This is a genomic window from Mycolicibacterium llatzerense, assembly GCF_025331195.1.
GTDB classification, from domain to species: domain Bacteria; phylum Actinomycetota; class Actinomycetes; order Mycobacteriales; family Mycobacteriaceae; genus Mycobacterium; species Mycobacterium llatzerense.
The window spans coordinates 806,309-831,189 of the sequence record NZ_LXOV01000001.1 but is presented as its reverse complement, the minus strand read 5'-3'; the positions used below and the strand labels follow the sequence as shown (position 1 = coordinate 831,189).

At 66.1% G+C, this 24,881-nt stretch carries 24 protein-coding genes and 1 pseudogene; 11 read left to right on the top strand and 14 right to left on the bottom strand.

Annotation, left to right across the window (positions count from 1 at the left end; translation table 11 throughout):
• Window positions 1-77: 77 nt before the first annotated feature.
• Window positions 78-833: pseudogene (locus A7G45_RS04430) on the top strand (L,D-transpeptidase); the annotation flags it as partial.
• A 161-nt stretch (window positions 834-994) separates the two neighbouring features.
• Window positions 995-1,219, top strand: coding sequence for a hypothetical protein (locus A7G45_RS04425; RefSeq protein ID WP_131630727.1), 225 nt, complete (start codon window positions 995-997; stop codon window positions 1,217-1,219).
• A gap of 538 nt (window positions 1,220-1,757) precedes the next feature.
• Here A7G45_RS04425 and A7G45_RS04420 read toward each other — a convergent pair.
• On the bottom strand, window positions 1,758-4,652 hold the full coding sequence (locus tag A7G45_RS04420) for an MMPL/RND family transporter (RefSeq protein WP_071288122.1): 2,895 nt from the start codon (window positions 4,650-4,652) through the stop codon (window positions 1,758-1,760).
• Complete coding sequence (locus A7G45_RS04415) at window positions 4,649-5,083, bottom strand: MmpS family transport accessory protein (protein ID WP_043985887.1); 435 nt, start codon at window positions 5,081-5,083, stop codon at window positions 4,649-4,651. The genes A7G45_RS04420 and A7G45_RS04415 overlap by 4 nt, the downstream gene beginning before the upstream one ends.
• 303 nt (window positions 5,084-5,386) lie before the next feature.
• Between A7G45_RS04415 and A7G45_RS04410 the strand changes: the two genes are divergently transcribed.
• The gene (locus tag A7G45_RS04410; RefSeq protein ID WP_260934155.1) at window positions 5,387-5,968 is read left to right on the top strand and encodes a TetR/AcrR family transcriptional regulator; all 582 of its coding nucleotides are present in this window, start codon (window positions 5,387-5,389) and stop codon (window positions 5,966-5,968) included.
• Here A7G45_RS04410 and A7G45_RS04405 read toward each other — a convergent pair.
• Complete coding sequence (locus A7G45_RS04405; protein WP_043389975.1) at window positions 5,955-6,374, bottom strand: nitroreductase family deazaflavin-dependent oxidoreductase; 420 nt, start codon at window positions 6,372-6,374, stop codon at window positions 5,955-5,957. The two genes, A7G45_RS04410 and A7G45_RS04405, sit on opposite strands and share 14 nt — an antisense overlap.
• 154 nt (window positions 6,375-6,528) lie before the next feature.
• Between A7G45_RS04405 and A7G45_RS04400 the strand changes: the two genes are divergently transcribed.
• A complete protein-coding gene (locus tag A7G45_RS04400) occupies window positions 6,529-7,944 on the top strand; it encodes a PPE family protein (protein WP_260934153.1) in 1,416 nt (471 codons plus the stop codon).
• Here the strand turns inward: A7G45_RS04400 and A7G45_RS04395 are convergent.
• Entirely contained in the window at window positions 7,937-8,779 is an 843-nt protein-coding gene (locus A7G45_RS04395; protein WP_043389979.1) for a hypothetical protein, read from the bottom strand. The genes A7G45_RS04400 and A7G45_RS04395 overlap by 8 nt on opposite strands.
• Between A7G45_RS04395 and A7G45_RS04390 the strand changes: the two genes are divergently transcribed.
• Window positions 8,778-9,137, top strand: a complete 360-nt coding sequence (locus A7G45_RS04390) for a hypothetical protein (protein ID WP_043389982.1) — start codon at window positions 8,778-8,780, stop codon at window positions 9,135-9,137. The genes A7G45_RS04395 and A7G45_RS04390 overlap by 2 nt on opposite strands.
• Window positions 9,138-9,540: 403 nt before the next feature.
• Window positions 9,541-10,347, top strand: a complete 807-nt coding sequence (locus A7G45_RS04385; protein ID WP_260934149.1) for a hypothetical protein — start codon at window positions 9,541-9,543, stop codon at window positions 10,345-10,347.
• Between the two features lie 90 nt (window positions 10,348-10,437).
• On the opposite strand, the gene A7G45_RS04380 is transcribed toward A7G45_RS04385, so the two are convergent.
• Window positions 10,438-11,730: an MSCRAMM family adhesin SdrC gene (locus A7G45_RS04380; protein ID WP_260934148.1), complete on the bottom strand. Its 1,293-nt coding sequence runs from the start codon at window positions 11,728-11,730 to the stop codon at window positions 10,438-10,440.
• Window positions 11,731-11,993: 263 nt separating this feature from the next.
• On the opposite strand from A7G45_RS04380, the gene A7G45_RS04375 reads away from it, so the two are divergent.
• Window positions 11,994-12,548: a hypothetical protein gene (locus tag A7G45_RS04375; RefSeq protein ID WP_260934146.1), complete on the top strand. Its 555-nt coding sequence runs from the start codon at window positions 11,994-11,996 to the stop codon at window positions 12,546-12,548.
• A 5-nt stretch (window positions 12,549-12,553) separates the two neighbouring features.
• On the opposite strand, the gene A7G45_RS04370 is transcribed toward A7G45_RS04375, so the two are convergent.
• Entirely contained in the window at window positions 12,554-12,961 is a 408-nt protein-coding gene (locus A7G45_RS04370) for a MerR family transcriptional regulator (protein WP_043985884.1), read from the bottom strand.
• A 55-nt stretch (window positions 12,962-13,016) separates the two neighbouring features.
• Between A7G45_RS04370 and A7G45_RS04365 the strand changes: the two genes are divergently transcribed.
• Window positions 13,017-13,475, top strand: a complete 459-nt coding sequence (locus tag A7G45_RS04365; protein ID WP_043985881.1) for a PPOX class F420-dependent oxidoreductase — start codon at window positions 13,017-13,019, stop codon at window positions 13,473-13,475.
• Between the two features lie 165 nt (window positions 13,476-13,640).
• Here the strand turns inward: A7G45_RS04365 and A7G45_RS04360 are convergent, their stop codons facing one another.
• The gene (locus A7G45_RS04360; protein ID WP_043389992.1) at window positions 13,641-14,099 is read right to left on the bottom strand and encodes an STAS domain-containing protein; all 459 of its coding nucleotides are present in this window, start codon (window positions 14,097-14,099) and stop codon (window positions 13,641-13,643) included.
• Between the two features lie 165 nt (window positions 14,100-14,264).
• Window positions 14,265-15,503, bottom strand: a complete 1,239-nt coding sequence (gene ligD, locus A7G45_RS04355) for a non-homologous end-joining DNA ligase (protein WP_260934138.1) — start codon at window positions 15,501-15,503, stop codon at window positions 14,265-14,267.
• 77 nt (window positions 15,504-15,580) lie between these two features.
• Here ligD and fadD2 point away from each other — a divergent pair, with 77 nt between their 5' ends.
• Window positions 15,581-17,281, top strand: coding sequence for a long-chain-fatty-acid--CoA ligase FadD2 (fadD2, locus tag A7G45_RS04350; RefSeq protein ID WP_260934135.1), 1,701 nt, complete (start codon window positions 15,581-15,583; stop codon window positions 17,279-17,281).
• Here the strand turns inward: fadD2 and A7G45_RS04345 are convergent.
• The 5 genes from A7G45_RS04345 to A7G45_RS04325 form a co-directional block, all read right to left on the bottom strand.
• The gene (locus A7G45_RS04345) at window positions 17,278-17,574 is read right to left on the bottom strand and encodes a hypothetical protein (RefSeq protein WP_043390814.1); all 297 of its coding nucleotides are present in this window, start codon (window positions 17,572-17,574) and stop codon (window positions 17,278-17,280) included. The genes fadD2 and A7G45_RS04345 overlap by 4 nt on opposite strands.
• A 127-nt stretch (window positions 17,575-17,701) precedes the next feature.
• Window positions 17,702-19,888, bottom strand: coding sequence for an acyl-CoA dehydrogenase family protein (locus A7G45_RS04340; RefSeq protein ID WP_260934130.1), 2,187 nt, complete (start codon window positions 19,886-19,888; stop codon window positions 17,702-17,704).
• 93 nt (window positions 19,889-19,981) lie between these two features.
• Window positions 19,982-20,965, bottom strand: a complete 984-nt coding sequence (locus tag A7G45_RS04335; protein WP_260934127.1) for a 2-hydroxyacid dehydrogenase — start codon at window positions 20,963-20,965, stop codon at window positions 19,982-19,984.
• Window positions 20,941-22,080, bottom strand: coding sequence for an alpha/beta hydrolase (locus A7G45_RS04330; RefSeq protein WP_043390003.1), 1,140 nt, complete (start codon window positions 22,078-22,080; stop codon window positions 20,941-20,943). The genes A7G45_RS04335 and A7G45_RS04330 overlap by 25 nt, the downstream gene beginning before the upstream one ends.
• Window positions 22,077-22,706, bottom strand: a complete 630-nt coding sequence (locus A7G45_RS04325; protein WP_043390816.1) for a TetR/AcrR family transcriptional regulator — start codon at window positions 22,704-22,706, stop codon at window positions 22,077-22,079. Before A7G45_RS04325 ends, A7G45_RS04330 begins: the two co-directional genes overlap by 4 nt.
• A 95-nt stretch (window positions 22,707-22,801) precedes the next feature.
• Between A7G45_RS04325 and A7G45_RS04320 the strand changes: the two genes are divergently transcribed.
• Window positions 22,802-23,380 (top strand): VOC family protein, encoded by a 579-nt coding sequence (locus A7G45_RS04320; protein WP_043985878.1) that lies wholly within the window; start codon window positions 22,802-22,804, stop codon window positions 23,378-23,380.
• 39 nt (window positions 23,381-23,419) lie between these two features.
• Window positions 23,420-24,040 (top strand): nucleotidyltransferase domain-containing protein, encoded by a 621-nt coding sequence (locus tag A7G45_RS04315; protein WP_260934118.1) that lies wholly within the window; start codon window positions 23,420-23,422, stop codon window positions 24,038-24,040.
• A gap of 4 nt (window positions 24,041-24,044) precedes the next feature.
• On the opposite strand, the gene A7G45_RS04310 is transcribed toward A7G45_RS04315, so the two are convergent.
• Window positions 24,045-24,866 (bottom strand): SAM-dependent methyltransferase, encoded by an 822-nt coding sequence (locus tag A7G45_RS04310; RefSeq protein WP_260934115.1) that lies wholly within the window; start codon window positions 24,864-24,866, stop codon window positions 24,045-24,047.
• Window positions 24,867-24,881: the final 15 nt, after the last annotated feature.

Below are 24,881 nucleotides of genomic sequence, written 5' to 3'. Positions count from 1 at the left end.
TTGTAATGGCAATGTCCATGGTCCTTCTCGTCCCCACCGCGGTGGCATCGGCAGACGACGACGCACCACCTCCCGGCCCTGCGGGGCCGCCGCCGGTCTCGTTCTCCATGACCTCCGGGGCGCCGATTCGAGACGGCGCGACCTACGGCATCGGAACGGTGATCGTCGCGCACTTCGGCGGTCCGGTCGATGAGGCTGCGGCCGCTCGGGACCTCGTGGTGACCGCGAACCCGCCGGTGGCCGGGTCCTGGCACTGGATCAACAACACCACCGCGCACTGGCGCCCGCCGCAGTACTGGGCGCCGGGCACCGTGGTGTCGGTGGCCGGGGGGCCGACGTTCACCATCGGCGCTTCCCATGTGTCGATCGCCGACGACGCGACCAAGAAGGTCAACGTGTACGACGGCGGCGCGCTGGTGAAGACCATGCCGACCTCCATGGGGCGCGGCGGCACCGAAACCGTCAACGGCAAGACCCTGAGTTTCTGGACTCAGCCGGGTGTCTACACGGTGCTCGACAAGAGCAATCCGGTGATCATGGATTCGTCGACGTACGGGCTGCCGATCAACAACCACCTTGGATACAAGGAGACCATCCCGTACGCCGTGCGTGTCAGCACTGACGGTGTGTACCTGCATCAGCTCGACGCCACGGTGTGGGCGCAGGGCAACACCAACACCAGTCACGGGTGCCTGAACCTGAACCACGACAACGCGCAGTGGTTCTACAACTTCTCGGTGCCCGGCGACGTGGTCGAGGTGCGGAACACCGGCGGCAAGCCATTGCAGCTGTGGCAGAACGGCGACTGGAGTGTGCCGTGGGACCAGTGGTGATAACGATGCGGTCAATGTTGAATTGCGGTCGCGTCGATGTGACGCACACCACAAAGCATTAGGTACACTGGGCAGTGTCACGGCAAAAGTCCTAGTCACGACCGGTACTTAGCCGATAAAATTAGATAGCTGAAATTAACAGTTTGAGGTCAGGAGTGGTCGTGGGAGCAGTAGCGCATTTGCCGAACCAGTTCGAGCCGGCACAGCCGCCGGCGGCGGACGCATCGTTGATGGACTTGTTGACGACGTGTTCGGGCATCATCGAGTCGACCTTCGCCGACCGCATCCGTGAGCTCGGTGGCACGGAAGCCGAAGTTCACCAGATGTCGTCTTCGGCGGCCTACGCGGTGTTCGCCTGGTCCACCGGCCGCGGCTTCGGCGCCTGATTCGGTAGACCGGTAGCGTCCGCGCCGCTGTTCGGCGCGCGCTACCTCCGGTAGCCCACCCGGCCTGGCCGGCCCCGTCATTCCACCCGTACACACGCTGGTGCCCGCCTCGTGCGACAACCCTGTCGCACCGAGGCGGGCATTTTGCGTTTCCGGGGCAGGGTGCGGCGCTCAGGTCCCACGACTGGGCCCAAAGCGTTCGCCGCAACAATGTGGACGACGGAGTGCGTGTGTTCAATCGTGATGGCAATCTGCCGCCGGTGACTGAACCCAGGGACCTCTGGCGTCCTGAGAAGGTCCGTGGGTTCAATGGGGATGACTGCCAGTGCCTCGTGATTGAAACCACGTATCTCCCCGCGCATGGGACGGGCCGCATGTGCTCTGTACGCGACTCGCAAATCCCGTGCAGTAGTTGAGATTGCGCTGACGCAGGGAGAGCTCGAGTGGCCGTCTGTGTAGACGCACGAGCAACGAGCGCACCGATAAGAACGCCGCGCTGAGACGGGCAGTCTCAGCGCGGCGCTTTCGGTACGACGGGTCAGACGGTCGCGTCGACCTTCTTGTCGGGGGTTGGCCAGGGCACCGGCACCGGACGCTGACGCACGATCTGCGGCCACCAGAACCACTTGCCCATGAGGGCCGCGATCGACGGCATCATGAACGACCGGACTACCAGGGTGTCGAACAACAGGCCCAGGCCGATCGTGGTGCCCACCTGGCCGATGATGCGTAGCTCGCTGATGATCATCGACGACATGGTGAAGGCGAAGACCAAGCCGGCGTTGGTGACCACCGAGCCCGTGCTGCCCATGGCCCGGATGATGCCGGTGTTCAGGCCGGCATGGATCTCTTCCTTGAACCGGGCCGCCAGCAGCAGGTTGTAGTCCGCGCCCACGGCCAACAGGATGATCACCGACATCGGTATCACCATCCAGTGCAGCGGTAGGCCGATCAGGTACTGCCAGATGAGAATCGACATACCCAGCGACGCGCCCAGCGAGATCGCCACCGTCGCCACGATCACCGAGGCGGCCACCACCGCTCGCGTGATGATCAGCATGATGACGAAAATCAGTGCGAGAGCCGAGATTCCGGCGATCATCAGGTCGTAGTCAGAGCCTTCGGCCATGTCGCGGAAGGTCGCCGCACTGCCGGCCAGAAAGATCTTGGAGCCCTCCAGCGGGGTGCCCTTGATCGCCTCCTTGGCGGCCTGCTTGATGGCATCGATGTGCGAGATGCCTTCGGGGGTAAGCGGATTGCCCTCGTGCTGGATGATGAACCGCACCGACTTGCCGTCCGGCGAGATGAAGTTCTTCATGCCGCGCTTGAAATCGGCGCTGTCGAAGGCCTCGGGCGGCAGGTAGAACGAATCGTCGTTCTTGGACTTGTCGAAGGCCTCACCCATGGCGCTGGAGTTCTTCTGGCCCTCGGCCTGCTGATCCAGCTGTCCCTTCTGGGTGGCGTACATCATCTGCATGTACTTCTTCATGTTCTTCATGGTCTCGATCTGCGGAGGCATGACCGTGACCATCTGCTTCGTCAGCGCAGACATCTTGTCCATGTCGGGGATGACGGTCTGGAAGTCGTCCGTCATGGTGTCGATGCCGTCGAGGGTGTCGAAGACCGAACGCATGGACCAGCAGACCGGGATGTCGTAGCAGTGCGGTTCCCAGTAGAGGTAGTTGCGGATCGGCCGGAAGAAGTCGTCGAAATCGGAGATGTGGTTGCGCAGGTCTTCGATGTCGCTCAGCATCCCGTGCATCTTGCCGACCATGCTGTCCATGACCGTTGACATCTGAACCGTGATGGCCTGCATCTTGGTCATGGTGTCGATGCTCACCTGGATGTCAGCCACCTGCTTGAGCATGTTGGCCATCATGTCCTGCTGGTACTTCTGGTTCATCACCTGCGTGGTGCTCTGCATACCCAGCTGGAACGGGATGGTCGAGTGCTGGATGGGCGTGCCCTCGGGCCGGGTGATGGCCTGCACCTGAGCGATACCCGGAACGGCCACAACGGCTTTCGCGATCTTGTTGATCACCAGGAAGTCCGACGGGTTGCGCAGGTCGTGGTCGGTCTGGACCAGCAGCAGGTCGGGATTCATGCGAGCCGGGGAGAAGTGCCGGTTGGCGGCCGCGTAACCCTCGTTGGACGTGAGATCCGCAGGCATGTACTGACGGTCGTCGTAGCTCGTCTTGTAACCGGGGATGGCCACCAGGCCGACCAACGCCACCGCGATCGTCGCGACCAGGATCGGGCCCGGCCAGCGGGTGATCGCGGCGCCGATCTTGCGCCAGCCCCGCACCCGCATCTCGCGCTTGGGTTCCAGCGTCTTGCCGAACTTGGTGACCACGGTGATGAGGGCCGGGCCGAGGGACAGTGCTGCGAGAACCACGGTGACCATGCCGATGGCCAGCGGGATGCCCAGCGTCTGGAAGTACGGCAGTCGGGTGAAGTGCAGGCAGTATGTCGCGCCGGCGATCGTCAGACCCGAACCGAGGATCACGTGCGCGGTGCCGTGATACATGTCGTAGTAGGCGTCCTCTTTGGACATCCCCGCGGTGCGCGCCTCTTGATAGCGGCCGATCAGGAAGATCGCGTAGTCGGTCGCCGCCGCGATGGCCAGCATCGGCAGCAGGTTGGTGGCGAAGGTCGACAGGCCGATGACGTTGTAGAAGCCGAGCACGGCGACCAGGCCGCGCGCCGCGCCCACCAGCACCATGACGATGAACAGCTCGATCAGCACGGTGATGAACGACCGGTACACCAGCAGCAGCATCACGATGATGACCGCGAATGACACGGCCTCCATGACCTTCAGGCTGCGATCGCCGGCGACGTTCATATCGGAGGCCTGGGCGGCCGCGCCGGTGACATAGCTCTTCACGCCCGGCGGAGCGGGGACGCCCTTGAGGATCTTGTCGACGGTCTCGACGGACTCGTTGGCCAGCGATTCGCCCTGGTTACCGCGCAGGTAGACCTGCACGTAGGCAGACTTGCCGTCCGCGCTCTGGGAGCCGGACGCGGTCAGCGGGTCGCTCCAGAAGTCCTGGACGTGCTCGACGTGCGCGGTGTCGGCCTGGAGCTTGGCGACGATCTGGTCGTAGTACGCGTGTGCGGCGGCATCCAGCGGTTCTTGGCCTTCGAGGACCACCATGGCCGAGCTGTCGGATTCGAACTCCTTGAAGTCGGAGCCGACCTGCTTCATCGCGATCATCGACGGCGCGTCGTGCGGTGACATAGAGACCGACCGCATCTTGCCGACCTCGTCCAGCCCCGGAACGATCGTGCTCAGCACCACCACGATGCCGATCCAGGCGAGGATGACGGGGATCGCGAGCGTCCGGATCAGGCGGGGGATCAGCGGCCGGTGCGGCGGCTGCTCGGCCTTGGGGAACGAGTCCGTCGGGGTATCGAGGCTGTGGTTGCTCATGCAGATTTCACCAGGCAGAAGGTCTGGGCGTGGACGCCCGTGGAGGTGCGGGTGTCTTTGAGTTCGTCGTCGACGTGGACGGTGCAGGTGATGGAGTCACCGTCGCCTTGGGCGACGATGTTGGGCGATGCTGCCGGTGCGGTGGTGGACAGGACGAGTTTCCAGGGCAGCATGGCGTGGTCGATGCGTTGTGGCTTGGCGTCCAGGTCGAGGTAGTTGATGTCGGCGTAGGCGCCGGGTTCGCCGGTGATCTCGTAGGTGACGACCTTGGGCTTGAACGGTTTGGCGTCGTCGGCGAAGTTGCGTGGGGTGACGATGACGGGGTTTTGGCCGAAGTAGCCGCGGACGCGTTGCACGGTGAAACCGGCGACGAGGGCCACGGCGAGGATGAGCAGCGGGATCCACGCCTTCTTGAGCGCAGTGCCGATCATGCAGCGATCTCCTTGGTCATGCTGACCTCCCCGTTCCTCGATTGCTCGACATGCCTTGGCGGATTGCGTGACCTGGGGCGCTGCGCACGGTTTGTACGGCGCCGCCAGCTGTGTCACATTCAGTCTGCCGATCGGCAGACTCAGAGTATCCACCAAGGTAAACTTAGACAAGTTAAGCGATTGAATTGATGCAGGTCGGTGCGCACATCGGGGCATCCCGTGTGACGTACGTGACGTCGCCGTGATGGCGGTGACCAGGGCTACACGGCGACCACCCGGTCGGCGGTGAACAGGGAGCGGGGATTGGCCAAATCGGTGGGGCCGCGCGGATCAGCGCGTACGCGGGTGATCGAAGCTGCCCTGGCGTTGTTTGCGGAGCACGGCGTGAACGGCACATCGCTGCAGATGATCGCCGATCACATGGGGGTCAGCAAGGCCTCCGTGTACTACCAGTTCCATTCCAAGGACGACATCGTGCTCGCCGTTATCCGGCCGGTGTTCGCCGACCTCGATCAGCTGGCCACCGCGATCGAGGCTGAGGAGAGAGGGCCGGCCCGGCAGGAGGCCGCGATCACCGGGTTCGTCGAGCTCGCGGTCCGGCACCGGCGCGTGACGGCAGTCTTCTACCGCGACCCGGCCATCGACACCCTGGTCAACTCCCATGAGGAGTGCAGCGCCATCAATCGGCGGCTACGCAGAGTGCTCGGACTGGACAGTGCGGACACCGAGACCCGGGTGACCATGTCGCTGGTGATCTCGGGCGTCTACGGCAGCGCGATGGACCCCGAATTGCAGGACATTCCCGACGGCGAACTCCATCGCATCTTGTTGCAGTCCGCGCGTCGGTTACTGCCGATCGGGGAGCAGGAAGTTATTCGGCGATGAAGACCGGGATCAGACGGTCGGTCTTGGTCTGATACTCGGCGTAGGGCGGGTAGGCCTCAACTGCCCGGTCCCACCATTCCTGGCGTTCGTCGCCCTCGAGCTCGCGGGTGGTCAGCTCCACGACCGTCTCGCCGTCCTGCGCCGTGATCCGCGGGTTGGCCTTGACATTGTGGTACCACGACGGGTGCTCCGGGGCGCCGCCCTTGGACGCCACCAGGGCGTAACGGCCGTCGTGCTCGACCCGCATCAACGGCACCAGACGCTTCTTGCCGGATTTGGCTCCGGTGGTGGTGAACAGGACCACCGGCCGATCGAGGATGTGCACGCCATCGGTGGTGCCCTGCGCCAGAATCTGTTCGGTCTGCTTGCGGACCCAGTCGGTGGGGCTCAGTTCATGTTCGGTCACGTCAGTTCCCAACGGATTGAGGAAGCCGGGTTATTCCGGTCGAACCCAATTCTTACCGGTCGGCGGATGTCCTGGGGCGATCCTCGGCCGAAATCCCCTTGGGCGCACCGAGGTGGCCAACCCGAGCAGCTGAACTTAGGTTAGCCTAAATTATGTGTCGACGATATGGGAGACGCTGCCGCCGGAGGTGAGTTCGGCGATGCTCGCGACCGGGCCGGGGCCCGGTTCGCTGTTGGCGGCCGGCGCAGCGTGGCGTGGTTTGGCTGCCCAATATGCTGACGCCGCAACGCAATTGACGGGCATCCTGGCGGCGGTCCAAGGCGGGGTGTGGGACGGCTCGACTGCCGAGCAGTACGTGGCCGCCCATCAGCCGTTCTGTCACTGGCTGACTTCGATGGGTGCCGTCGCCGAGCTGATCGCCCAGCAGCACGACACCGTCGTCGCCGCTTATGCCGTCGCCGTCGCGGGCATGCCGACACTGGCCGAACTCGCTGCCAACCATGCCGTCCACACCAGCTTGCTCGCGACGAACTTCCTTGGCCTCAACACCATTCCGATCGCGCTGAACGAAGCCGACTACGGCCGGATGTGGTTGCAGGCGGCTGCCACCATGCGGGTGTACGAGGGCGTGTCGACGGTGAGTGTGCAGTCGTCGCCGACCGCAGCGCCGGCTCCGGCCATCCTGTTCGCTGATTCTGGCGCTTCGGCCCGCGCCGCGTCGGCGACGTCGGGTTCTGGTCAATTCACGTTCCGTGATCCCGCAGGCATTGTGGTCGAGCAGGTGCGAAAACTCGTCAACGCGCTGGCCGAGTGGGCCCGTGAGCTGCCGGAACCGTTGCGCAGCATCGCGACTCAAGCGTTGGACGGCGCGGCGGCCGCGGTGAACGCCAAACTCTTCAGCATCCTCACCTACTCCGTGCTGGATCCGCTCATCTATTTCGGCCCGTTCGCCGCGGTGCCCGCGCCGGCGGCCGCCGCTGCCGCGGCTGCGGCCGCGAGCGGTGTTCCGCCGGCCGAGCCGGCCCCGGACGTAATCCCGGGTCCGATTGCCGAATCGCCAGCTTTGGGCCACAACGATATTCAGGATCGCACTGACTGGCCGGCGGCCGGAACGACGCCGGCGGGCCTGACGTCGTCGGCCGCACCGCAAACCGGTTCGGCGCCGGCTCCGTCATCGCCGGCCGCACCGATGGCTCCCGCGCCCGACGTGCCGTACCTGTACGCCGTGGGTGTCGGCCCGGATGGGGAGGGTTCCGCGCCGACGGTGCGTGGTTCGGCTACCCAGGTGGCAGCCGCCCCGGCTCAGGAACCGGTGGCGGCGAGCGTGGCCGTGGCCGAGCGCCGCGCGGCCCGCCGGCGCCGGAAAACGCGGCAATACCGGCACGAAACAATGGCGGCCGACGGTCGGATGACTCTGCCTGGCGCACCGGCAGAGACCGACGTCATCGGAACCAATCATGATGCGGCACTTGATGTCTCGGCACGCGGATTGGTCGGCCCGCGGGCGACGGTGTTACGCGATGTGGTGCGTACGCCGATGCTGCCGTCGACCTGGGCTGGGCCTAGTTGACGAACCGCTGGGCGCGGCTGGGTGCCGATGAGGTGGCGCGGGCCTGCCGGTATCCGACCAAGCCGCCGGCGGCGGTGAGGGTGATGATGCCGGCGAACCCGGGGACGGCGACCGCCGCGACCTCGCTGAGGCCCGCGGCCCGCAGGTAGTCCGGATAGCCCGGCCGGAAATCCGTCGACGCGACGAGGTGGCTCTCGGCGGCGAAGACGTTGCGGGGCTGGATCGGCGGGACTGGCTTGACGGGTGTGCCCGGAGCACCGGGCGAGACGTCGCGCGGTACCGAATCAGTGCTTGCGGCAAAGGTTTTCGGAATCTGGGGTGCGTTCTGCTGAAGGGTCCGGTTGTCCAGTGGCGACTGGATGAGGGGCGTGCCCGGCTGATATTGCAGGAACGGCAGGTCGGACGCGGCTGCCGCCAGGTCTCGGACGGTGCTCTCGATGGGGTTGATCAGGGCATCGGCGAAGACCGGCAGTGCGGCGAGACCTGGAATCGGCACGGCTTCGACGACTGTCGGCAGGGTGGTCTTGACCAGGTCGAGCGCCGTCAACGGAACCTGGGCGGCCATCAGCGGGAGTTGCGCCAGCGGGGGCTTGGGTGCGGCCGCGGCGGTGGTGTCCTCGGTGGTCTTGGCCGGCTCCGGCGCCAGGGCGGCAGACGGTTGCGGCGCCGCGTTGTTCGTCGGTGCGGGGGCCGACGCGGCGAACGTCGATGTGGCGCCTGGCGTCAGCTGCGGGGCGTTCTGGTTGGGCTTGACGCCGGGAATGATGCCGGTGAGCGGTGCGCCGCCGATGATGCTGGTCGGGTGCTGGATGATGCGGGTGAACTGACCGACCATGCCGCCCAAGGTGTTCGGCAGACTCGACGACGAGCTGCTGCCCGTGGTGGAGCCCGTGGTGGTCGAGGATCCGCTGGTCGTCGATGTCGTGCCGGTGCCGGTCGTCGTCGACGTGTCCGAGCTGCCGGTGGTGCCACCAGCGGACGTGCCCGTCGTGGTGCCGGTGGTGCCGGTGGTTGAGCTGGTGCCCGTCGTCCCCGTAGTTGAGCTACTACCGCTGGAGTCGGAGTCGGAGGACGGAAGCGCGAATGCGACGGCGGCTTCGGGAAGGAATGCCAGGCAGCCCGCGGCGAGGAGGCTGGAGGCGGCGGCGAGCCGCGCGTGGGGCATCACGCGGAGATCACCTCCCCTTTTCTGACCAAAGTGCAGTATGTCACACCCGTCTGACCATTACCTATGAACAAAGTAAGGCCCTACTCCGGCGTCAATTGATGCGGGGTGTGCTCGGTGCTCGGTGGCGGGTCAACCAGGTTCTGGCGGAACTCCCGAAAGCCTGCATCTGGCCGAGTATTGACGCCTCTTTCAAATTGTGCCGGAAGGTGCTAATGAGGCAAATGTGACTACTGGTGTTATTGAGTTGAAGCCCCCATAAGAAAAGGAGACAGAATTTCAGTCCGGTCTCAGAGATCAACGTAGCGAAACGCATAGGGTTCGAACGGTTATCGGTCCGTGTTGTATTTGTGACATTTGTAGCCCACCGTTACCGAAGTGAAATCAGTGCCCAATGTGGCGCCGAGCACTCAGGAACAGGGAGCGTGCTGATGACCGCAACGACTGAAGTGACGTACCGCAGGCGATCGGTGGCTGCCCGCCCGGGCCGGCCGAAGACCGGAAGGACACAGGTCGGCTCCGTGGATGTCATCGCGACATCTGCCGCGGTGCTGCGGCCTGTCGTGGTGGCCGGGGCGATCGTCGCCGCGGCTCTCATGTGGGGGCCGCGCGCCCAGGCCGACGTCGTCCATGACGCGCTCAATGACGTCGGCATCGGCAACAACGGGCCAGTCAGCAACGCGATCGCCGAGGTGGGTACCTCGATCTGCCCGCTGCTCGTGCAGCCCGGCAGCCAGATGGCCAGCACGGCAACTCAGATGAGTGGCAACGGCGGCATCGCGCCGCCGCTGGCCGGGTTCGCCACGCAGGTCGCGATCCAGACTCAGTGCCCCGCCTTCATGACGGCGCTGGCCAACGGGAACATCCCGGCGTTGATGAACGGCGGCCTGCCGGTGGCAACGCCGGGGCTGCCCTCCGTCGGGCTGCCAGACCTGTCGGGCGCCACCGGAGCGCTTCCGGGCACCCTGGGCGCGGTTCCGGGCACGCTGGGCGCGGCCACCACTCCCGTATCGAGCGTCTTGGGCGCGGCCACGGCTCCGGTGCCGGGAACGTTGGGGGCCGCGACGGCACCCGTTCCTGGTGTGCTCGGTGCGGCGACCGCGCCGTTGGCTCCCGCGCCTGGGCTGGCCACCCTGCCGGCGGTCACGGCGCCCGCGCCGGGTCTGCTGGCACCCGCGGCGCAGGCACCGTTGCAGCTGGCTTCGTCTCCGGTCGTGCCGGCGATTCCCGGTTACTGACGTCTGACCCCGTCCACCGAATGTGGGCGGGAATGCATTGAGGGCTGTGGCTTTTCGAAGCCACAGCCCTCAATGTCGTTGTGCTACGTGCTAGCTGTCGTGGCTGCTGCCGCCGCTGCTGCTGGAGGCGTGCGACGAGCTGCCGCCCTCGGGGCGGTGCTTGCCACCGGTCGAACCCGCGGGCACGGAGACCGAACCGCTGGCACCGTCGGGAGCGCTGTGCTTGCCGCCCTTCGAGGTGGTCTTGTCGGTCTTCTTGGACTTGCTCGAGTCCGCCTTCGTGGACTTGTCGGCGGTCGACTTGTCGGTGCCCGTCTTGTCGTCCGACTTGCTGTCCGACTTCGTGTCGGACTTGGCGTCCGGCTTGTCGGTGCCCTTGGTCTCGGTGCCCTTGGCGTCGGTGCCCTTGGTCTCGGTGCCCTTGGTGTCGGACTTCTCGTCGGTCTTGCCGGCGGGCTTGCTCGTGTCCTTGGCCTCGGTCGGGCTGTCCGTGGTGGCGCCGGAGCCGGTGCTCTCCGTCGTCTTCCCGGTGTCGGTCGCGGCGGGCGTCTTGTCCGGCGTGCTGGACGCAGGCGACGACTTGGCCGAAACGCTCGACGTATCCGACTCTGCGGCAGCGGGTTTGACCGTCAGAGACAACGGCTGGGTCGTGGGCACGACCGTGGCCGCAGACAGTGTCTTCAACGAGGTGGTGGCGGCCAACGGCGTTGCGGCCAAGGGGAATCCGGAGAGAATGGCGCCCGGCAGGGCGTTCAGTCCGGCGATGAGCGCGCCCGGCAGGGCGTTGATCCCCTTGATGATGGTGGCGGGCAAGGTGCTCAGGTTCTGCAACGCGGCGATCGCGGTGTTGATCGCCGTGGTGATGAGCACCGGGATCTTTGCCGTCGTGCCGTTGAAGAACGAGGCGTTGATGGCATTGATGCCCTTGATGATGGCGTTCGGCGCCGCGATCAGGGTGTTGACGATCGGGAGCAGCGTGGCGGCGTGAATCGCCTTGTTGATCGCGTTGAGGTTGTTGATGATCGCGTTCGGGCCCTGGATCAGCTGGGCGACGAACGGGCCGACCGTCTGGGCGTAGATCGCGGCGTTGAGCGTGTTGAAGGCCTTGATGAACTCGTTGGGGCCGGCGATGAGGTTGTTCACGAACGTCTGGTACGTCGTGAACGGCAGCGAGATCAGCTGCAGCAGGTCTGCCGGGAAGGCAGTCAGGTAGTACTTCTCCGCGTAGGTGGAGACGGTCGTCACGGCAGAGTGCGCCGCCGCGGGCACGGCCTGCGGTGCGGGCAGCGGCGCCGCGGCTCCGACCGAGGCGACGATGCACACCGAGCACATTCCGGCAACGAGAGACGAAGGCAGTGCGTTGTGCCGAACAGCGATTTGCATGATGGACCCCGGATTCAGTGAAACAGAACGGAATTAGGCGGTCTGAAGGTAGCGGAAACCAGGACTCGCCTCTAGCTGAGAAAATTCGCCCCTCGGCCGTCTGACCTGCCGATACGTGCACAATTTGCCTGCCCGGGTAAATAAATCAAGCTGAAGTTTTCCAAGAATTCATCCAAGGCCCAGGGGTTACGACCGGCAATCGGTTTGCCGGGACGCGGTGTGGGCGCTCGCCGAACGCGTCGCGGTGTGATGTGGTGGTGACGATGTCCGACTTCACCGTCCGAGCCGCGGGGCTGCTGGCTGCGACCCTGACGGGCGCCGCGCTGGTGCTGGCCGGGATCCCGGCGGCGTCGGCCGATCCCGCCACGGACGCGCAGGGGTTCGTCGACTCGACGGCGCGGTGTCCGACCGGCGATACCGCGGTGGCTTTCGGGAGCACCGCCTCGTCGCGGGTGGCCATCTGCAAGAGCGCCGGCGGTCAATATCAGTACCGCGGCGTGCGCATCAGCGACGGTGCGAAGCTGATCATCTCCGCCACCGCGGACGGCAACGGCCGCTACACCGCGACGAGTGACGGCATCACCTATGTCGTGACCGCCAAATCGCTTGATATCAGCGCGGGTTCACAATCCATCAGGTCCGAGCCCATGACCTTTTACCGCAGTGGCGGGCCGCTGACCGGCACTGCCGCCGCCGCGCCCGCACCGGCGGGCACGCCACCCGCACCTGTCACCGGAGCTCCCGCACCCACGCCGACCACTCCACTTCCGCCGCCATTACCTGCAGAAGTTGGTGGAGCCCACCCGAGCGGGCACTGACGCGATCAGCCGGCGGCGGTCTGGGAGTCCCGGGGCTTGGCGGGGTGAATGCCGCAGCTGCAGGCGTCGATCGACGGGCAGGTGCACTGGAGACCCCACTCGACGATCGCCCGGGCGAGATGCAGTTCGGCGATCTTGGTGTCGATCTCGGCGATCTTGGCCGTGGCCAGTGCGCGTGTCGAGGGGCGGCCGGGGGCGTCGTCGGCGAACAGCAAGAGGATCTCGTCCAGGGAGAACCCGGCGGTCTTGCACACCCGGATGACGTTGAGCCGATCGACGACGGCGCCGTCGTAGCGGCGCTGGCCGCCGACCCGCGCCGGTGCGGGGATGAGACCGATCTGCTCGTAGTAGCGCAGTGTCGTCGCGGCGACGTCGGTGCGCGCCGACACTTCGCCGATGGTGAACGTGGCCATGACACTCCTGGATCGGGCTTGACTTGGAGCCAACTCTAAGTCGTTGACTGTGTGCATGGCTACCAACGCACAGCGATCAGACATCAGCGAGTTGAGCAGGACCCGGTACGCACTGCTCCGGAGCTACCGGAAAAGTGGTGAGCCGGTCGATACCCCGATGTGGTTCGCCGCTGCGGGCAACTCCGTCATGTTCCGGACCAAGCGCGGACCGAAAACCGCACGCTTGCGGGCGCATCCGCAGGTGGAGCTGACCGCCTGTGACTATCGCGGCCGAAAACTCAGCGGCGCAACTGTATTCACCGGCACGGCGACGATCCTCGACGGCGTGGACGCGGCTGCCGCGAATCGCGTGCTGCACCGACGCTATGGGTGGCAGTGGAATCTGGTGCCGCTCATCAGGATTCCGGGCGTGACGCAGGTGCACGCCGGCCTTCCGTGGCGCGAGAAGTGGCGCAAGGCACGGAATCGGAATGTCTGGGACGACAGCGTGATCGTGCGCGTCGACTTCGCATAGGTGACGCCCACGCAAAAACACGGTGCCGACACCAGGATTGGTGTCGGCACCGTGTTGGAGGTCGAAGGTGTCAGAAAGCCGGCGTCGCGAGATGCGTCTTACGACGGTGGTGGTGGAGCAGGGCACTCAGCCAGCGGAGATCGATCAACATGTTCAGTTCCTGTCTTACGCGGACTTCTTGGTGAGGAACGGCAGCAACCGACGGCGCTCGTACATGCTGTCCGAGAAATGGTGCAGCGCTTCGGAGACGGAGGTTGCGGTCGGGAAGGCGGACTCTGCGCCGCAGGCCAGCAGTGCGGTCGAAACCGGCTGGGATGCGATCAGGGACCACTCATTACCTGCTGCGATGCAGCTGTCGTTGACCTTGTCGAGCAGTTCGACACAGGACACTGCAAACGAGGTGACCCCGCTCAGGTCCAGGATGAACGGCTTCTCGGGAAGGACGCAGCGCCGTGCCTGCGCTGCTACCAGGTCCACATCGGATTCGTCGATGACTCCGGTGACGGTGAGTACCGTCGCCAGTTGGCGGCACTGGGCGCGCACCTCGGCGTCGCCGCAGGCGACCGCCGGATTGCCATAGCGGAAAGCGGCTGTCGATGCCGAGTCGCTGGTGACCATAGCCATGTGATGCCTCCCTTCGATGTTGCCGAACGCCCGACTGCTGTGTCGTTTCTTCGGCTCAAGATCGAAGTTATGTGCCCAAGTTAAGGTACCGGGGAGTAAGTCCTAAATCATCGCTAAGAAGTCTGATAGCTCCAGCTAGCAAACATGGTCTCGGCGGGGTAACGCTCACGGACGGCGCCACTGGTTGCCTTGATAGCCCACCCACGGCGAATAGTCGGCGATGAGCGGCTCCTGCGGCGGCCGCAACTGCTCCGGCACATGCTGCAGATTGATCCGGATGCGGTACCAGATCGAGCTGGGTCCACGCATGCCGTCGACCAGAACATCGATGGCTTCCAGGGCAGATGCCGCTTCGGGATGACGGGATCGCCACACCTCGAGGGCGGCCATCGCCTCGTCGCGGGTCTTGGTGCGGGCAACCTCGATGAGCGGCATCTGTGACGCGCGCCGCCCGTCGGCCGATGTGCCGCCCTCGGGTTTCTCCGCCCTGGGCATCGGACCCAGTTCTTCGGCCAGCGCCAGCAATCCCTCGAGACCGCCTGCAGCGGCGTCCATCCCGGCCCACGGGTCGCCGAATTGCGCGTACCGGCCGGGCACCGTCGCCACGGTGAATTCCTCGGGACGGCAGCCCGGGACCTCGTCCCAGAACAGCGGTGTCGAGACCCGGGCGTCGGGCCGCGACCGCACCGAGTACGCCGACGCGACCGTGCGGTCCTTGGCGTTCTGGTTGAAGTCGACGAACACGCCCTGGCGTTCCTCTTTCCACCATCGGCTGGTCGCCAGGTCGGGTGCGCGTCGCTCCACCTCGCGGGCCACCGTCTGGGCGGCCAACCGCACCTCCTTGTACGACCAGTTCCGCTCGATCCGGGCATAGATGTGGAATCCCCGCGAGCCGGAGGTCTTGGGCCATGCCGTCAGCCCGTAGTCGGTGAGCACATCGCGCACCACGATGGCGACGTCGACGATCTGCGGCCACTCGACACCCGGCATCGGGTCCAGGTCGACGCGCAGTTCGTCCGGGTGCTCCAGGTCGTCGGCCCGGACCGGATGCGGGTTGAAGTCGATGCAACCCAGGCTCACCGCCCACACCAGCCCGGCGGCCTCATCGATCACGGCTTCTTTCGCTGAGGTGCCGGAGGCGTATTTCAGCTCGGCAACATCGATCCAGTCCGGCCGTTTCTCCGGCGCGCGCTTCTGGAAGATCGCTTCCTGGGCAATGCCTTTCACGAACCGCTTCAGGATCATGGGCCGCCGGGCCACGCCGCGCAGCGCGCCGTCGGCGACGGACAGGTAGTAGTTGACCAGGTCGAGCTTGGTCACCCCGGGTTCCGGGAAGATCAGCTTGTCCGGGTTGCTCACGGCAACCTCGCGTCCGCCTACCTCGAGGGACCGCGAGTCACCCATATGGACAGCGTAATCGGCTCGATAATTGGGGCGGGAGTTCCGGCCGTGTTACCCGGGGTGTCACATATGGTTGGCTCATGGCGAAGCTGACTGACCTCCCGTCGCAGGTGGCAAACAAGGTTCAGGAAACTTTGGAGAAGTCGGTCGGTAAATACGTCGACCGCGGCGCCGCCGAACTCCACTACGCCAGGAAGATGTTCGAGGCCGGCGCCCTCAAGCTCGAGTCGCCGCAGCACATGGCGGCCATGCTGGCCGACATCGTCCGCTGGGGTGAGATCGGCATGGTCCCGGCGCTCAATGCGCGCCGCACTCCGCACCGCACCGCCGTCATCGACGACGACGGCGACATCACCTTCCAGGAGTTCGACGACGCCGTGAACGCGACGGCCAACGCGTTGCGCGCCAAGGGCGTTCAGGCCGGCGAAGGCGTCGCGATCCTCGCCCGCAACCACCGGTGGTTCCTGGTGGCGGTGTACGGCGCGGCGCGTGTCGGTGCGCGAATCATCCTGCTCAACACCGAGTTCTCGGGTCCGCAGATCAAAGAGGTCTCCGAGCGCGAGGGTGCTCAGCTGATCATCTACGACGACGAATACGCCGACGCCGTCGAGCTTTCGGAGCCGCCGTTGGGCAAGCTGCGGGCGCTGGGGCACAACCCGGACAAGCCGGAACCGTCGGGCAGCGTCGACGAATCACTGGCCGACGTCATCGCTCGGACCAGCAGCCTCGCGCCGCCGAAGGTCGCGAAGGCGGCTTCCATCATCATCTTGACCAGTGGTACGACGGGAACTCCCAAGGGCGCCAATCGAAGTGCCCCGCCATCGCTGGCCCCGGTGGGTGGTGTGCTGTCCTCGGTGCCGTTCAAATCCGGCGAGGTGACCAGCCTGCCCGCGCCGATGTTCCACGCGCTGGGGTACCTGCATTCGACCATCGCCATGTTGCTCGGCAGCACGCTGGTGTTGCGCCGCCGGTTCAAGCCGGCGACCGTGCTCGCCGACATCGAACGCCACCAGGTCACCGCCATGGTGGTGGTGCCGGTGATGTTGTCGCGCATTCTCGACGAACTCGACAAGACGTCGCCGAAGCCGAACCTGTCGAGCCTGCGCATCGTCTTCATCTCGGGTTCGCAGCTGGGGTCCGAGCTGGCGACACGGGCACTCAAGGATCTGGGCCCGGTGATCTACAACCTGTACGGGTCGACCGAGATCTCGTTCGCCACCATCGCGCGCCCGCAGGATCTGTCGATCAACCCGGCGACGGTCGGCCCGGTGGTCAAGGGCGTCCGCGTGAAGATCTTCGACGACAACGGCAAGGAGCTGCCGCAGGGCAGCGTCGGGCGCATCTTCGTCGGCACCACCTTCCCGTTCGAGGGGTACACCGGCGGCGGTGGCAAGGAGATCATCGACGGGATGCTCTCGTCGGGCGACGTCGGCTACTTCGACGAGCGCGGACTCCTGTACGTCAGTGGCCGGGACGACGAGATGATCGTCTCCGGTGGTGAGAACGTCTTCCCCGCCGAGGTCGAGGATCTGATCAGCGGGCACCCCGAGGTGGTGGAGGCGACCGCGATCGGAGTCGATGACAAGGACTTCGGGGCGCGCCTGCGGGCGTTCGTCGTCACAACCGAGGGCGCGACGGTCAGCGAGGACGACATCAAGACCTACGTCCGAGATCACTTGGCGCGCTACAAGGTTCCGCGCGAGGTCGTCTTCCTCGACGAGTTGCCGCGCAACCCGACGGGCAAGATCCTCAAGCGTGCGCTGCGGGAGATGGACCTCTAGTCACCGTTGACGTACCAGGCCAGGCAGCCGGGCTTGTCGTGGCACGCGATGATGGCACCCGCGTCGGGAGCCGCACCGCGCACCTTTGGGCTGTTCCGCGCGGGCAGGTTGCAGTTCACGACGTACGGGTTCCACGGGACGACGCCGTTGACGCACGGGTCACCGCCCGCCTGCAGCGTTGTGGCCGGGCTGCGTAGGACAGTCGGGACGACCGTGAACGAGATCGCGATGGCCCCGATGGACACCAGTCGCAGCACCCGCGCCGCACGTGTTGTCAGCCCGTTTGTGGTCATGATCGTCACCACCAACCAAATCTTCCGCTTACGTCAACCGTACGCCTGGTCCATACCTGCGAACAGTCGGGAAAACCCCCATTTCTGCTTCGAAATGGGGGTTTTCACGTGCGCTCGCGCGAAGCGGTTACGGGTCGCGAGGCAGGCCCAGCAGCCGTTCGGCGATGATGTTCAGCTGCACCTCGGAGGTGCCGCCGTAGATGGTCGTCGCGCGGCCGGCCAACAGGTACTCGTCCCACCGGCCCGAGGGCTGTTGCGGATCGCCGATGACCGCGTCGCTGCCGAATGACGCGACCCCGAACTCCGCGTAACCCTGACCGGTCTTCATGGACAGCAGCTTGGAGATCGCGGCGGCCGGCATCGGATCGCCGCCGGCGAGGGTCAGCAGCGTCGACCGCATGTTGAGCAGTTTGGCCGCGTGGCCCTCGGCGATCAGCTTGCCGGCCTCGTGACGTTGCAGCTCGTCGAACTCGCCGCCGCGCAGGAACTCCACGAACTGTTCGAGACTGGCCAGGAAGGGCGGTTCGCTGCTGCCGATCGACACCCGCTCGTTGGTCAGGGTGTTCCGGCTGACCTCCCAGCCGCGGTTCACCTCGCCGAGCACCATGTCGTCGGGCACGAACACGTCGTCGATGAAGACGGTGTTGAACATCGCGTTGCCGGTGAGTTCGCGCAGCGGCTTGACCTCGACGCCCGGGCTTTTCATGTCGAGCAGGAAGTACGTGATGCCTTGATGCTTCGGCGCGTTCGGGTCGGTCCTGGCCAGCAGGGCGCCCCAGGCGGAGAACTGGGCCCCCGTCGTCCAGATCTTCTGGCCGGTGATGCGCCAGCCGCCGTCGACCTTGACGGCCTTGGTGGTCAGGCTGGCCAGGTCACTGCCGGCACCCGGCTCGGAGAACAGCTGGCACCAGATCATGTCGCCGCGGAACGTCGGTGGCAGGAAATCCTGCTGCTGCTTGCTGGTGCCGAACGCCACGATCGACGGGATGATCCAGGCCGCGATACCCATCTGGGGGCGCCGCACCTTTCCGGTGCTGAACTCCTGGGCAATGATGATCTGCTCGATCGGCGCGGCGGCCCGGCCCCACGGCGTGGGCAGGTGCGGTTGCACCCAACCGCCTTCGGCGATCGCGGTGTTGCGTTCCGGCCCGCTCGGAAGGGCTTTCAGCGCAGCCACTTCCGCGCGGATCTCGGCGCGCAGCTTCTCGGTGTCCGGATCGAGGTCGATGTCGATGGACCGCATGCCGGAGGTCGTGGCCAGGTCCACCACCTGCCGTGGGTGGTCGGCGGCGCGGCCGAAGCCGGCTACCAGCGCGATGGCGTGCCGGTAGTAGACGTTGGTGTCGTGCTCCCAGGTGAAGCCGATGCCGCCGTGCACCTGAATGCAGTCCTGTGCGGTGTGCTGGGCGGCGACGGGCGCCAGGGTGGCGGCTACGGCGGCGGCGAACTGGTAGTCGGAGTCGGCGTCGCCCGATGCGTGCTCGTCGAGTGCGCGGGCGGCGTCCCAGACCGCACCGGTGGCACGCTCGGTTTCGGCAATCATGTTGGCGCACTTGTGTTTGATGGCCTGGAACTGGCCGATCGGCCGGCCGAACTGTTCACGAATCTTCGCGTACTCGGCGGCGGTGTCGGTGGCCCAGCGCGCGACACCGACACATTCGGCCGACAGCAGTGTGGTGATCAGGGCCCGGGCATGCGCCGGTGTCAGTCCGCTGAGAACCCGGTCGGCACCGACTGTGACGTCGTCTGCGCGCACCTGGGCCGCCGGGTGCAGCGGGTCGACGGTCTGGACCGGGTCGATCTGCAGCGTCGCGGTATCGAGTACCACCCACTGAGCGCCGCCGTCGACCGGGACGACCAGCAGTGCGGCTTGCGCCGCGGCGGGGACGGCGCGGATGTCGCCGCTGACGACGAGTCCGTCGCCCTGGGTGGTGGCGGTCAGGCCCGAGGCCAAGGCGTACGCGGCGATGGTCTCGCCGGAGGCCAGGCCGGGCAGCAGGGGCGACTTGGGGTCGTGCGCGGCGATCAGGGCACTGGCAATGGCCGAGGGGACGAACGGTCCGGGGACGGCGCCGTAGCCGAACTCGGCCAGGGTGATCGCGAGCTCGAGGATGCCAAAGCCCTGTCCGCCAACGGCTTCTGACAGGTGTAGGCCCTGCAAGCCCTGGTCGGCGGCCGCGCTCCAGTAGGGCGGCGGGTTGCTGATCGGGGTCTCGAGGGCCTCGTGCAGCACCTCGGACGGCGCGACGCGCGCCACCAGGGATCGGACCGAATCGGCCAGATCGTTGTGCTCGGACATGATCGCGATGGGCATCGTTGCCTCCTGTGACCGGCTATGGGCGTGGTTCGGCGCACCCGACCAAATAACTGGTCGGTTGGTTTCGAGAGTAACCCACTTGACGGGTGTCTAGAGGTTGACTTCGTTGACTACGTTGGCCAGCTGGTGTCCAGCGGCGAGTCGCTCGCAGTTGGCGACGGCTTCTTCCAGATAGCGACGCATCGTGTCAGCGGTGTACCACGTGACGTGCGGGCTGACGACGACGTTGTCGAGCGTCAGCAGCGGATTGCCCGGATCGACGGGCTCGGTGGCGAAGACGTCGAGGCCGGCGGCCTGCAACGGCCCGCCGCGCAGGGCGGAGACCAGCGCGGCTTCGTCGATGACCGCGCCGCGTGACGTATTGACCAGGACCGCACCCGGTTTCATCCCCGCCAGTGCGTCGGCGTCGAGCAGTCCTTCGGTGTGCTCGGTGAGCGGCAGATGCAGCGAGACGACGTCGCTGGTGGCGAGCAGCTCAGCGAGCGTGCGCCAGCCGGGGTGGCCTTGTGCACCACGGGTATTGGTGTGCACGACGGTCGCGCCCATCGCGGTGACGATGGTTTCCACCCGCTTGGCGATGTTGCCGTAGCCGATCAGGCCGACGGTGCAGCTGCCGAGGTCGCGCACCGTCTCGCCGAGGGTCGGGTCGGTCGGCCAGCCATCGCCGGCGCGGGTGGCGCGGTCGAGTTCCGGGAGCCGCCGCAGTGCGGCCAGCATCAGCATCACGGCGCCCTCGGCGACCGAGGGGGCGTTGGCGCCGGGCATGTTGGCCACCGCGATACCGAGTCGCGTCGCCGCCTCGACGTCGATGGTGTTGACGCCCGCACCCATCTTGTGGACGAGCTTGAGCCGGCGGCCTTGTTTCAGGTCATCGGAGCTGACCGGCCGCAGGACGTGCCAGAGCACGTCGGCGACCGGAAGTTCCCGGTAGAACGTCGCGTCGTCGTCCGCCGCGCAGAATCGTACGTCGATCAGGTCGTGCAGTGGGGCAAGGAAATCGGTGACTCGCGGACCAGGGGTGAAGTGCGCCAGCACCCGAACGGGTGGCGTCACCGCCATCTCTTGGCGATCCATTTGGCGATGAGATCGGCCTGCTCACTGCGGGCACCTGGGGTGGTGAAGTAGTGGTCGGAGTCGATGGCGTGCAGTGTCTTGTCCGTGGTGGCCAGCGCGTCGAAGATGCGTTGTGCGTCAGACGGATACACCCCCGAATCCTGCTCGGCGTTGATCACCAGCGCGGGATTGTCGATGAGGGCCAGGTGTGGCTCGGCCCTGGTCTGGGCGTGCCGCAGGCTCCACATGGTCAGCCAGCTCCGCAGCGTGCAGGCGGCGGCGATGCCGTTGGCCGACCGGTTGGCCTGGACGGGGACGCCCGCGTAGCACTGATTGGCCGGGCGTTTGGTGGGTTCGAGGGTGGGATCGATCATGCGCAGGTCGGCCCAGGTCCGCATGACGGTGAACGGGCGGTCCCGGAATCCTGCGGCGCGGACGCGTGCGTACTCGGTTTCCACCCAGTCGGTGATCGCGTGGTTGCGGGCGACCTGCGCGTCGCGGTACCGCTGGACGAATTCGGGGGAGAAGGGTGGGCCGTTGTGCTCGGCGTACGGGTCGAGATCGGGATCGGTTGCCAGCGCGTCGGATTCGTCGGTCACCGAGCCGTCCATCCAATTGGTGAGTACGTCCGGTCGGCCGGGATGGGCGGCGCTGGAGATGTAGCCGTCGGCCGGCAGCAGGTCGAAGACGCCCGCGGCCGGGCGCATGCCGTCCAGCGGGGTGATGTGCGGGGACAGCGCCTGGGCCTGGTAGGCGGCCATCAGCGATCCGCCCCCTGAATTGCCCAGCAGTATAACGGTTTCCACGCCGGCCACCTCGCGTAGCCAGCGCACCCCGACACCGATGTCCACAAGCGCGTGATCGAGCAGGAAGCTCGACTCGTAGCCGCGGAATCGGGTGTTCCAGCCGAGGAACCCGATACCCCGGGTCGCCATGTAATCGGCGAGATAGTGCTCGGCGAAGTCGATCTGGTAGTGCGCGGCGATCATCGCCACCTTGGGCTTGCGGCCCATGCCCCGGTAGTAGATGCCCTGGCAGGGATGTCCACCGGACCCGGCGCGCAGCGCGGTCGGCGAATCCATCCCGATGAACTCTCGGGTGACTCCCGCGGCGGACGAACTTCCGGGTTTGTTCATGTACGCGGATTCCCCTCGTGGTAGATGGTCCGGTAGAAGATGTTGGCCAGGGTGGTGACGCAGGCGTCGTCGTCTGCGGTGGTGGCGCCATCGCCTGACAATTGGGTATAGCAGAACTGGTTCAACATCGATACCAGAGCCACCGCGACGAGGCGTGGTTCGTCGTCGGGGCAGAAGCCTTGTTGCTGAGCATGTTTGACCATCGCCATGATCAGCGAGATGGGCAGTTCGCAGATTTCCGCCCAGCACTGCGCGAAATCGTCGTTGACCATTGCCAGTTGGGAGATGCCGATGACCTCGGCCAACCGGTGCCGGTAGGTGTCCCAGTGCGCGGCGGCGGCCTGATGGGAGCGTTCCCAGTTGGTCAGCTCGGGACCGGTGCCGGCCAGCGCCCGGTCACGGGCCTCGTCGCGGAAGCGCTCAGCCCATTCGCGGACCATCGCTTCTTTTGAGTCGTAGTAGTTGTAGAACGACGCGGTGGACCGGCCGGCTTCGGCCGCGATGTCCGAAATGGTGGTCGCCAGAATGCCTTTGCGGGCGATGACGGCGCGGGCGGCGCTGTCGATGGCCGCCTGCGTCTGGCGGCCCCGCGCCGTGGGCAGCTGCTCGCGGGGCGCGACAGTCACGGTGGCGTCCTTTCGAAACGTCATTGATCAAACCTGAACCTGATGTTAGATTCAGATTCGGTGATTGACCAGACCCTGGCGTCAGGAGTGGCACGATGATCAAGCCGGACAACCGCAACACTGAATTCGAACTGGGCGGCATCAACCACGTCGCCCTGGTCTGTGCGGACATGGCGCGGACAGTCGACTTCTACTCGGGCGTGCTGGGTATGCCGCTGGTGAAGTCGGTCGACCTGCCGGGTGGCATGGGTCAGCACTTCTTCTTCGACGCCGGCAACGGGGACTGCGTGGCGTTCTTCTGGTTCACCCAGGCGCCCGACGGTGCGCCGGGCATCTCACAGCCGGCGGCGCTGCCCGGGATCGGGGAGTTCATGAGTGCCGTTGGTTCGTTGAACCACTTGGCCTTTCACGTGCCTGCTGAGAAATTCGACGAGTACCGGAAACGGCTCAAGGAAAAGGGTGTCCGGGTCGGCCCGGTGCTCAATCACGACGAGAGCCCCATGCAGGCGTCACCGACGGTGCATCCGGGCGTGTATGTGCGGTCGTTCTACTTCCAGGACCCCGACGGCATCACGTTGGAGTTCGCCTGCTGGACCAAGGAATTCACCTCGGCCGACACGGTGACCGAGCCGCGGACCGCGGCCGACCGGCGGCCCGCAGTGGCAGCGGTCTGACCGGGATACTGATACGGGGCCGGTGAAGGGCGGTGGTCGATGACCGGACGTCCGCTATCGGTCGAGGAATGCGACCGGCTCTGGCAGGCCTGGACACCGGCGGAAGTCGCCGAACGCCTCTCCGGCACCTCAGCATGCTGGTACGTCGCGGCCGGGTGGGCGCTGGATCTGTTCGTCGGCGGGCTTGGACGTGAGCACGACGATCTCGAAATCGGAGTTCCGCGTGAACGATTCGCCGAGGTCGTGGCCGCGTTCCCCGGCTTCGAATGGGACGTCGTCGGGAACAGCCACGCCTGGCCGTTCCCCGAGGAGGCGGACAACATGCATCAGACCTGGTTGCGTGAACCGGCGACCGGGCACTATCGCCTTGACGTGTTCCGCGAACCGCACCATGGCGACCAGTGGGTGTGCCGCCGCGACGCCTCGATCACCCTGCCCTACAGCGAGCTGATTCTTCGGACCGACGACGGCATCCCGTATGTGATCCCTGAGGTCGTGCTCCTGTTCAAGGCGAAAGCGCCGCGCCCCAAAGACCAATCGGACTTCTTGCACGCACTCCCCATGATGGACCGTGCCCGGCGAACCCGACTGTCCGAATGGCTATCGCGGGTGCATCCGGGCCATCCCTGGCTGGAAGCACTCTCGGACCGCAGGTATTGACAGGCTATTTCGTCGCCTCGACGAAGTAGCCGCGTGGCACGTCGGGCACGTCCATGGGGACGGCTGGTGCGAACCACCGGCCCCAGGCGTTGCCCGGCTCGGCCACGTCGGTGACCACCGCCGACCAGCCGTGGCGCTCGGCGAGTTCGCCCGGTTGGTCGGTGCCGAACAGCCACGGTGCGCCGTTGCGCGCCATCGACTGCCGCACCGCGGCCAACAGCTGCGCGTCCAGCAGCGTTTTGCCGACGATGTCGTACAGCAGCACCGAACCCGGCGCCGACAGCGCTTCGACCCGTGCGAACACCGTGCCGACCGCGGCTTCGTCGAGGTATTGCAGCAGCCCTTCGATCAACCACGCCGTCGGCTGACGGGCGTCAAAGCCGTTGGACCGCAGACTGTCTGTCCAGTCGCCGGTGAGGTCGGCGCCGATGGCCACCCGCGTGCACGACGGCTGCTCGCCCTCGAGCGCCGCGGCCTTGGCGGCGATCACCTCGGGTTGGTCCAGTTCGTAGACCGTGGTGCCGGCGGGCCACGGCAGCCGGAACGCGCGGGCGTCCATGCCCGCGGCGAGAATGACGACCTGGCGGACCGACTGTGTGGCGCGGAGCAGGGCCTCGTCCCAGAATCGGGTGCGCACCACGATCTGGCGAGTCGGTCGGTCTCCGGCTTCGGCGACAGCCTCGGCGAGCAGCCGGTGGCCGGTCTCGCCTGCCAGACGTTCGGCGAACGGATCGGTGAAAAGCCGGTCGGGACGGCGGGATTCGTCGGCGCGGATGGCGGCGACCAGCAGGCCGGTATTCGCCACGGCCTTGGCTCCTTCGTGCATCCCACCATGGTGCCG

Coding starts and splice junctions, on each gene's coding strand:
- A7G45_RS04380 (WP_260934148.1), bottom strand. CDS start 11,730: ATGCAAATCGCTGTTCGGCACAACGCACTGCCTTCGTCTCTCGTTGCC.
- A7G45_RS04360 (WP_043389992.1), bottom strand. CDS start 14,099: ATGGCTATGGTCACCAGCGACTCGGCATCGACAGCCGCTTTCCGCTAT.
- A7G45_RS04420 (WP_071288122.1), bottom strand. CDS start 4,652: ATGAGCAACCACAGCCTCGATACCCCGACGGACTCGTTCCCCAAGGCC.
- A7G45_RS04365 (WP_043985881.1), top strand. CDS start 13,017: ATGGCTACCAACGCACAGCGATCAGACATCAGCGAGTTGAGCAGGACC.
- A7G45_RS04310 (WP_260934115.1), bottom strand. CDS start 24,866: ATGCACGAAGGAGCCAAGGCCGTGGCGAATACCGGCCTGCTGGTCGCC.
- ligD (WP_260934138.1), bottom strand. CDS start 15,503: ATGGGTGACTCGCGGTCCCTCGAGGTAGGCGGACGCGAGGTTGCCGTG.
- A7G45_RS04395 (WP_043389979.1), bottom strand. CDS start 8,779: ATGGTCGGTCAGTTCACCCGCATCATCCAGCACCCGACCAGCATCATC.
- A7G45_RS04385 (WP_260934149.1), top strand. CDS start 9,541: ATGACCGCAACGACTGAAGTGACGTACCGCAGGCGATCGGTGGCTGCC.
- A7G45_RS04340 (WP_260934130.1), bottom strand. CDS start 19,888: ATGCCCATCGCGATCATGTCCGAGCACAACGATCTGGCCGATTCGGTC.
- fadD2 (WP_260934135.1), top strand. CDS start 15,581: ATGGCGAAGCTGACTGACCTCCCGTCGCAGGTGGCAAACAAGGTTCAG.
- A7G45_RS04415 (WP_043985887.1), bottom strand. CDS start 5,083: ATGATCGGCACTGCGCTCAAGAAGGCGTGGATCCCGCTGCTCATCCTC.
- A7G45_RS04335 (WP_260934127.1), bottom strand. CDS start 20,965: ATGGATCGCCAAGAGATGGCGGTGACGCCACCCGTTCGGGTGCTGGCG.
- A7G45_RS04390 (WP_043389982.1), top strand. CDS start 8,778: ATGCCGCCCAAGGTGTTCGGCAGACTCGACGACGAGCTGCTGCCCGTG.
- A7G45_RS04315 (WP_260934118.1), top strand. CDS start 23,420: ATGACCGGACGTCCGCTATCGGTCGAGGAATGCGACCGGCTCTGGCAG.
- A7G45_RS04375 (WP_260934146.1), top strand. CDS start 11,994: ATGTCCGACTTCACCGTCCGAGCCGCGGGGCTGCTGGCTGCGACCCTG.
- A7G45_RS04330 (WP_043390003.1), bottom strand. CDS start 22,080: ATGAACAAACCCGGAAGTTCGTCCGCCGCGGGAGTCACCCGAGAGTTC.
- A7G45_RS04320 (WP_043985878.1), top strand. CDS start 22,802: ATGATCAAGCCGGACAACCGCAACACTGAATTCGAACTGGGCGGCATC.
- A7G45_RS04345 (WP_043390814.1), bottom strand. CDS start 17,574: ATGACCACAAACGGGCTGACAACACGTGCGGCGCGGGTGCTGCGACTG.
- A7G45_RS04370 (WP_043985884.1), bottom strand. CDS start 12,961: ATGGCCACGTTCACCATCGGCGAAGTGTCGGCGCGCACCGACGTCGCC.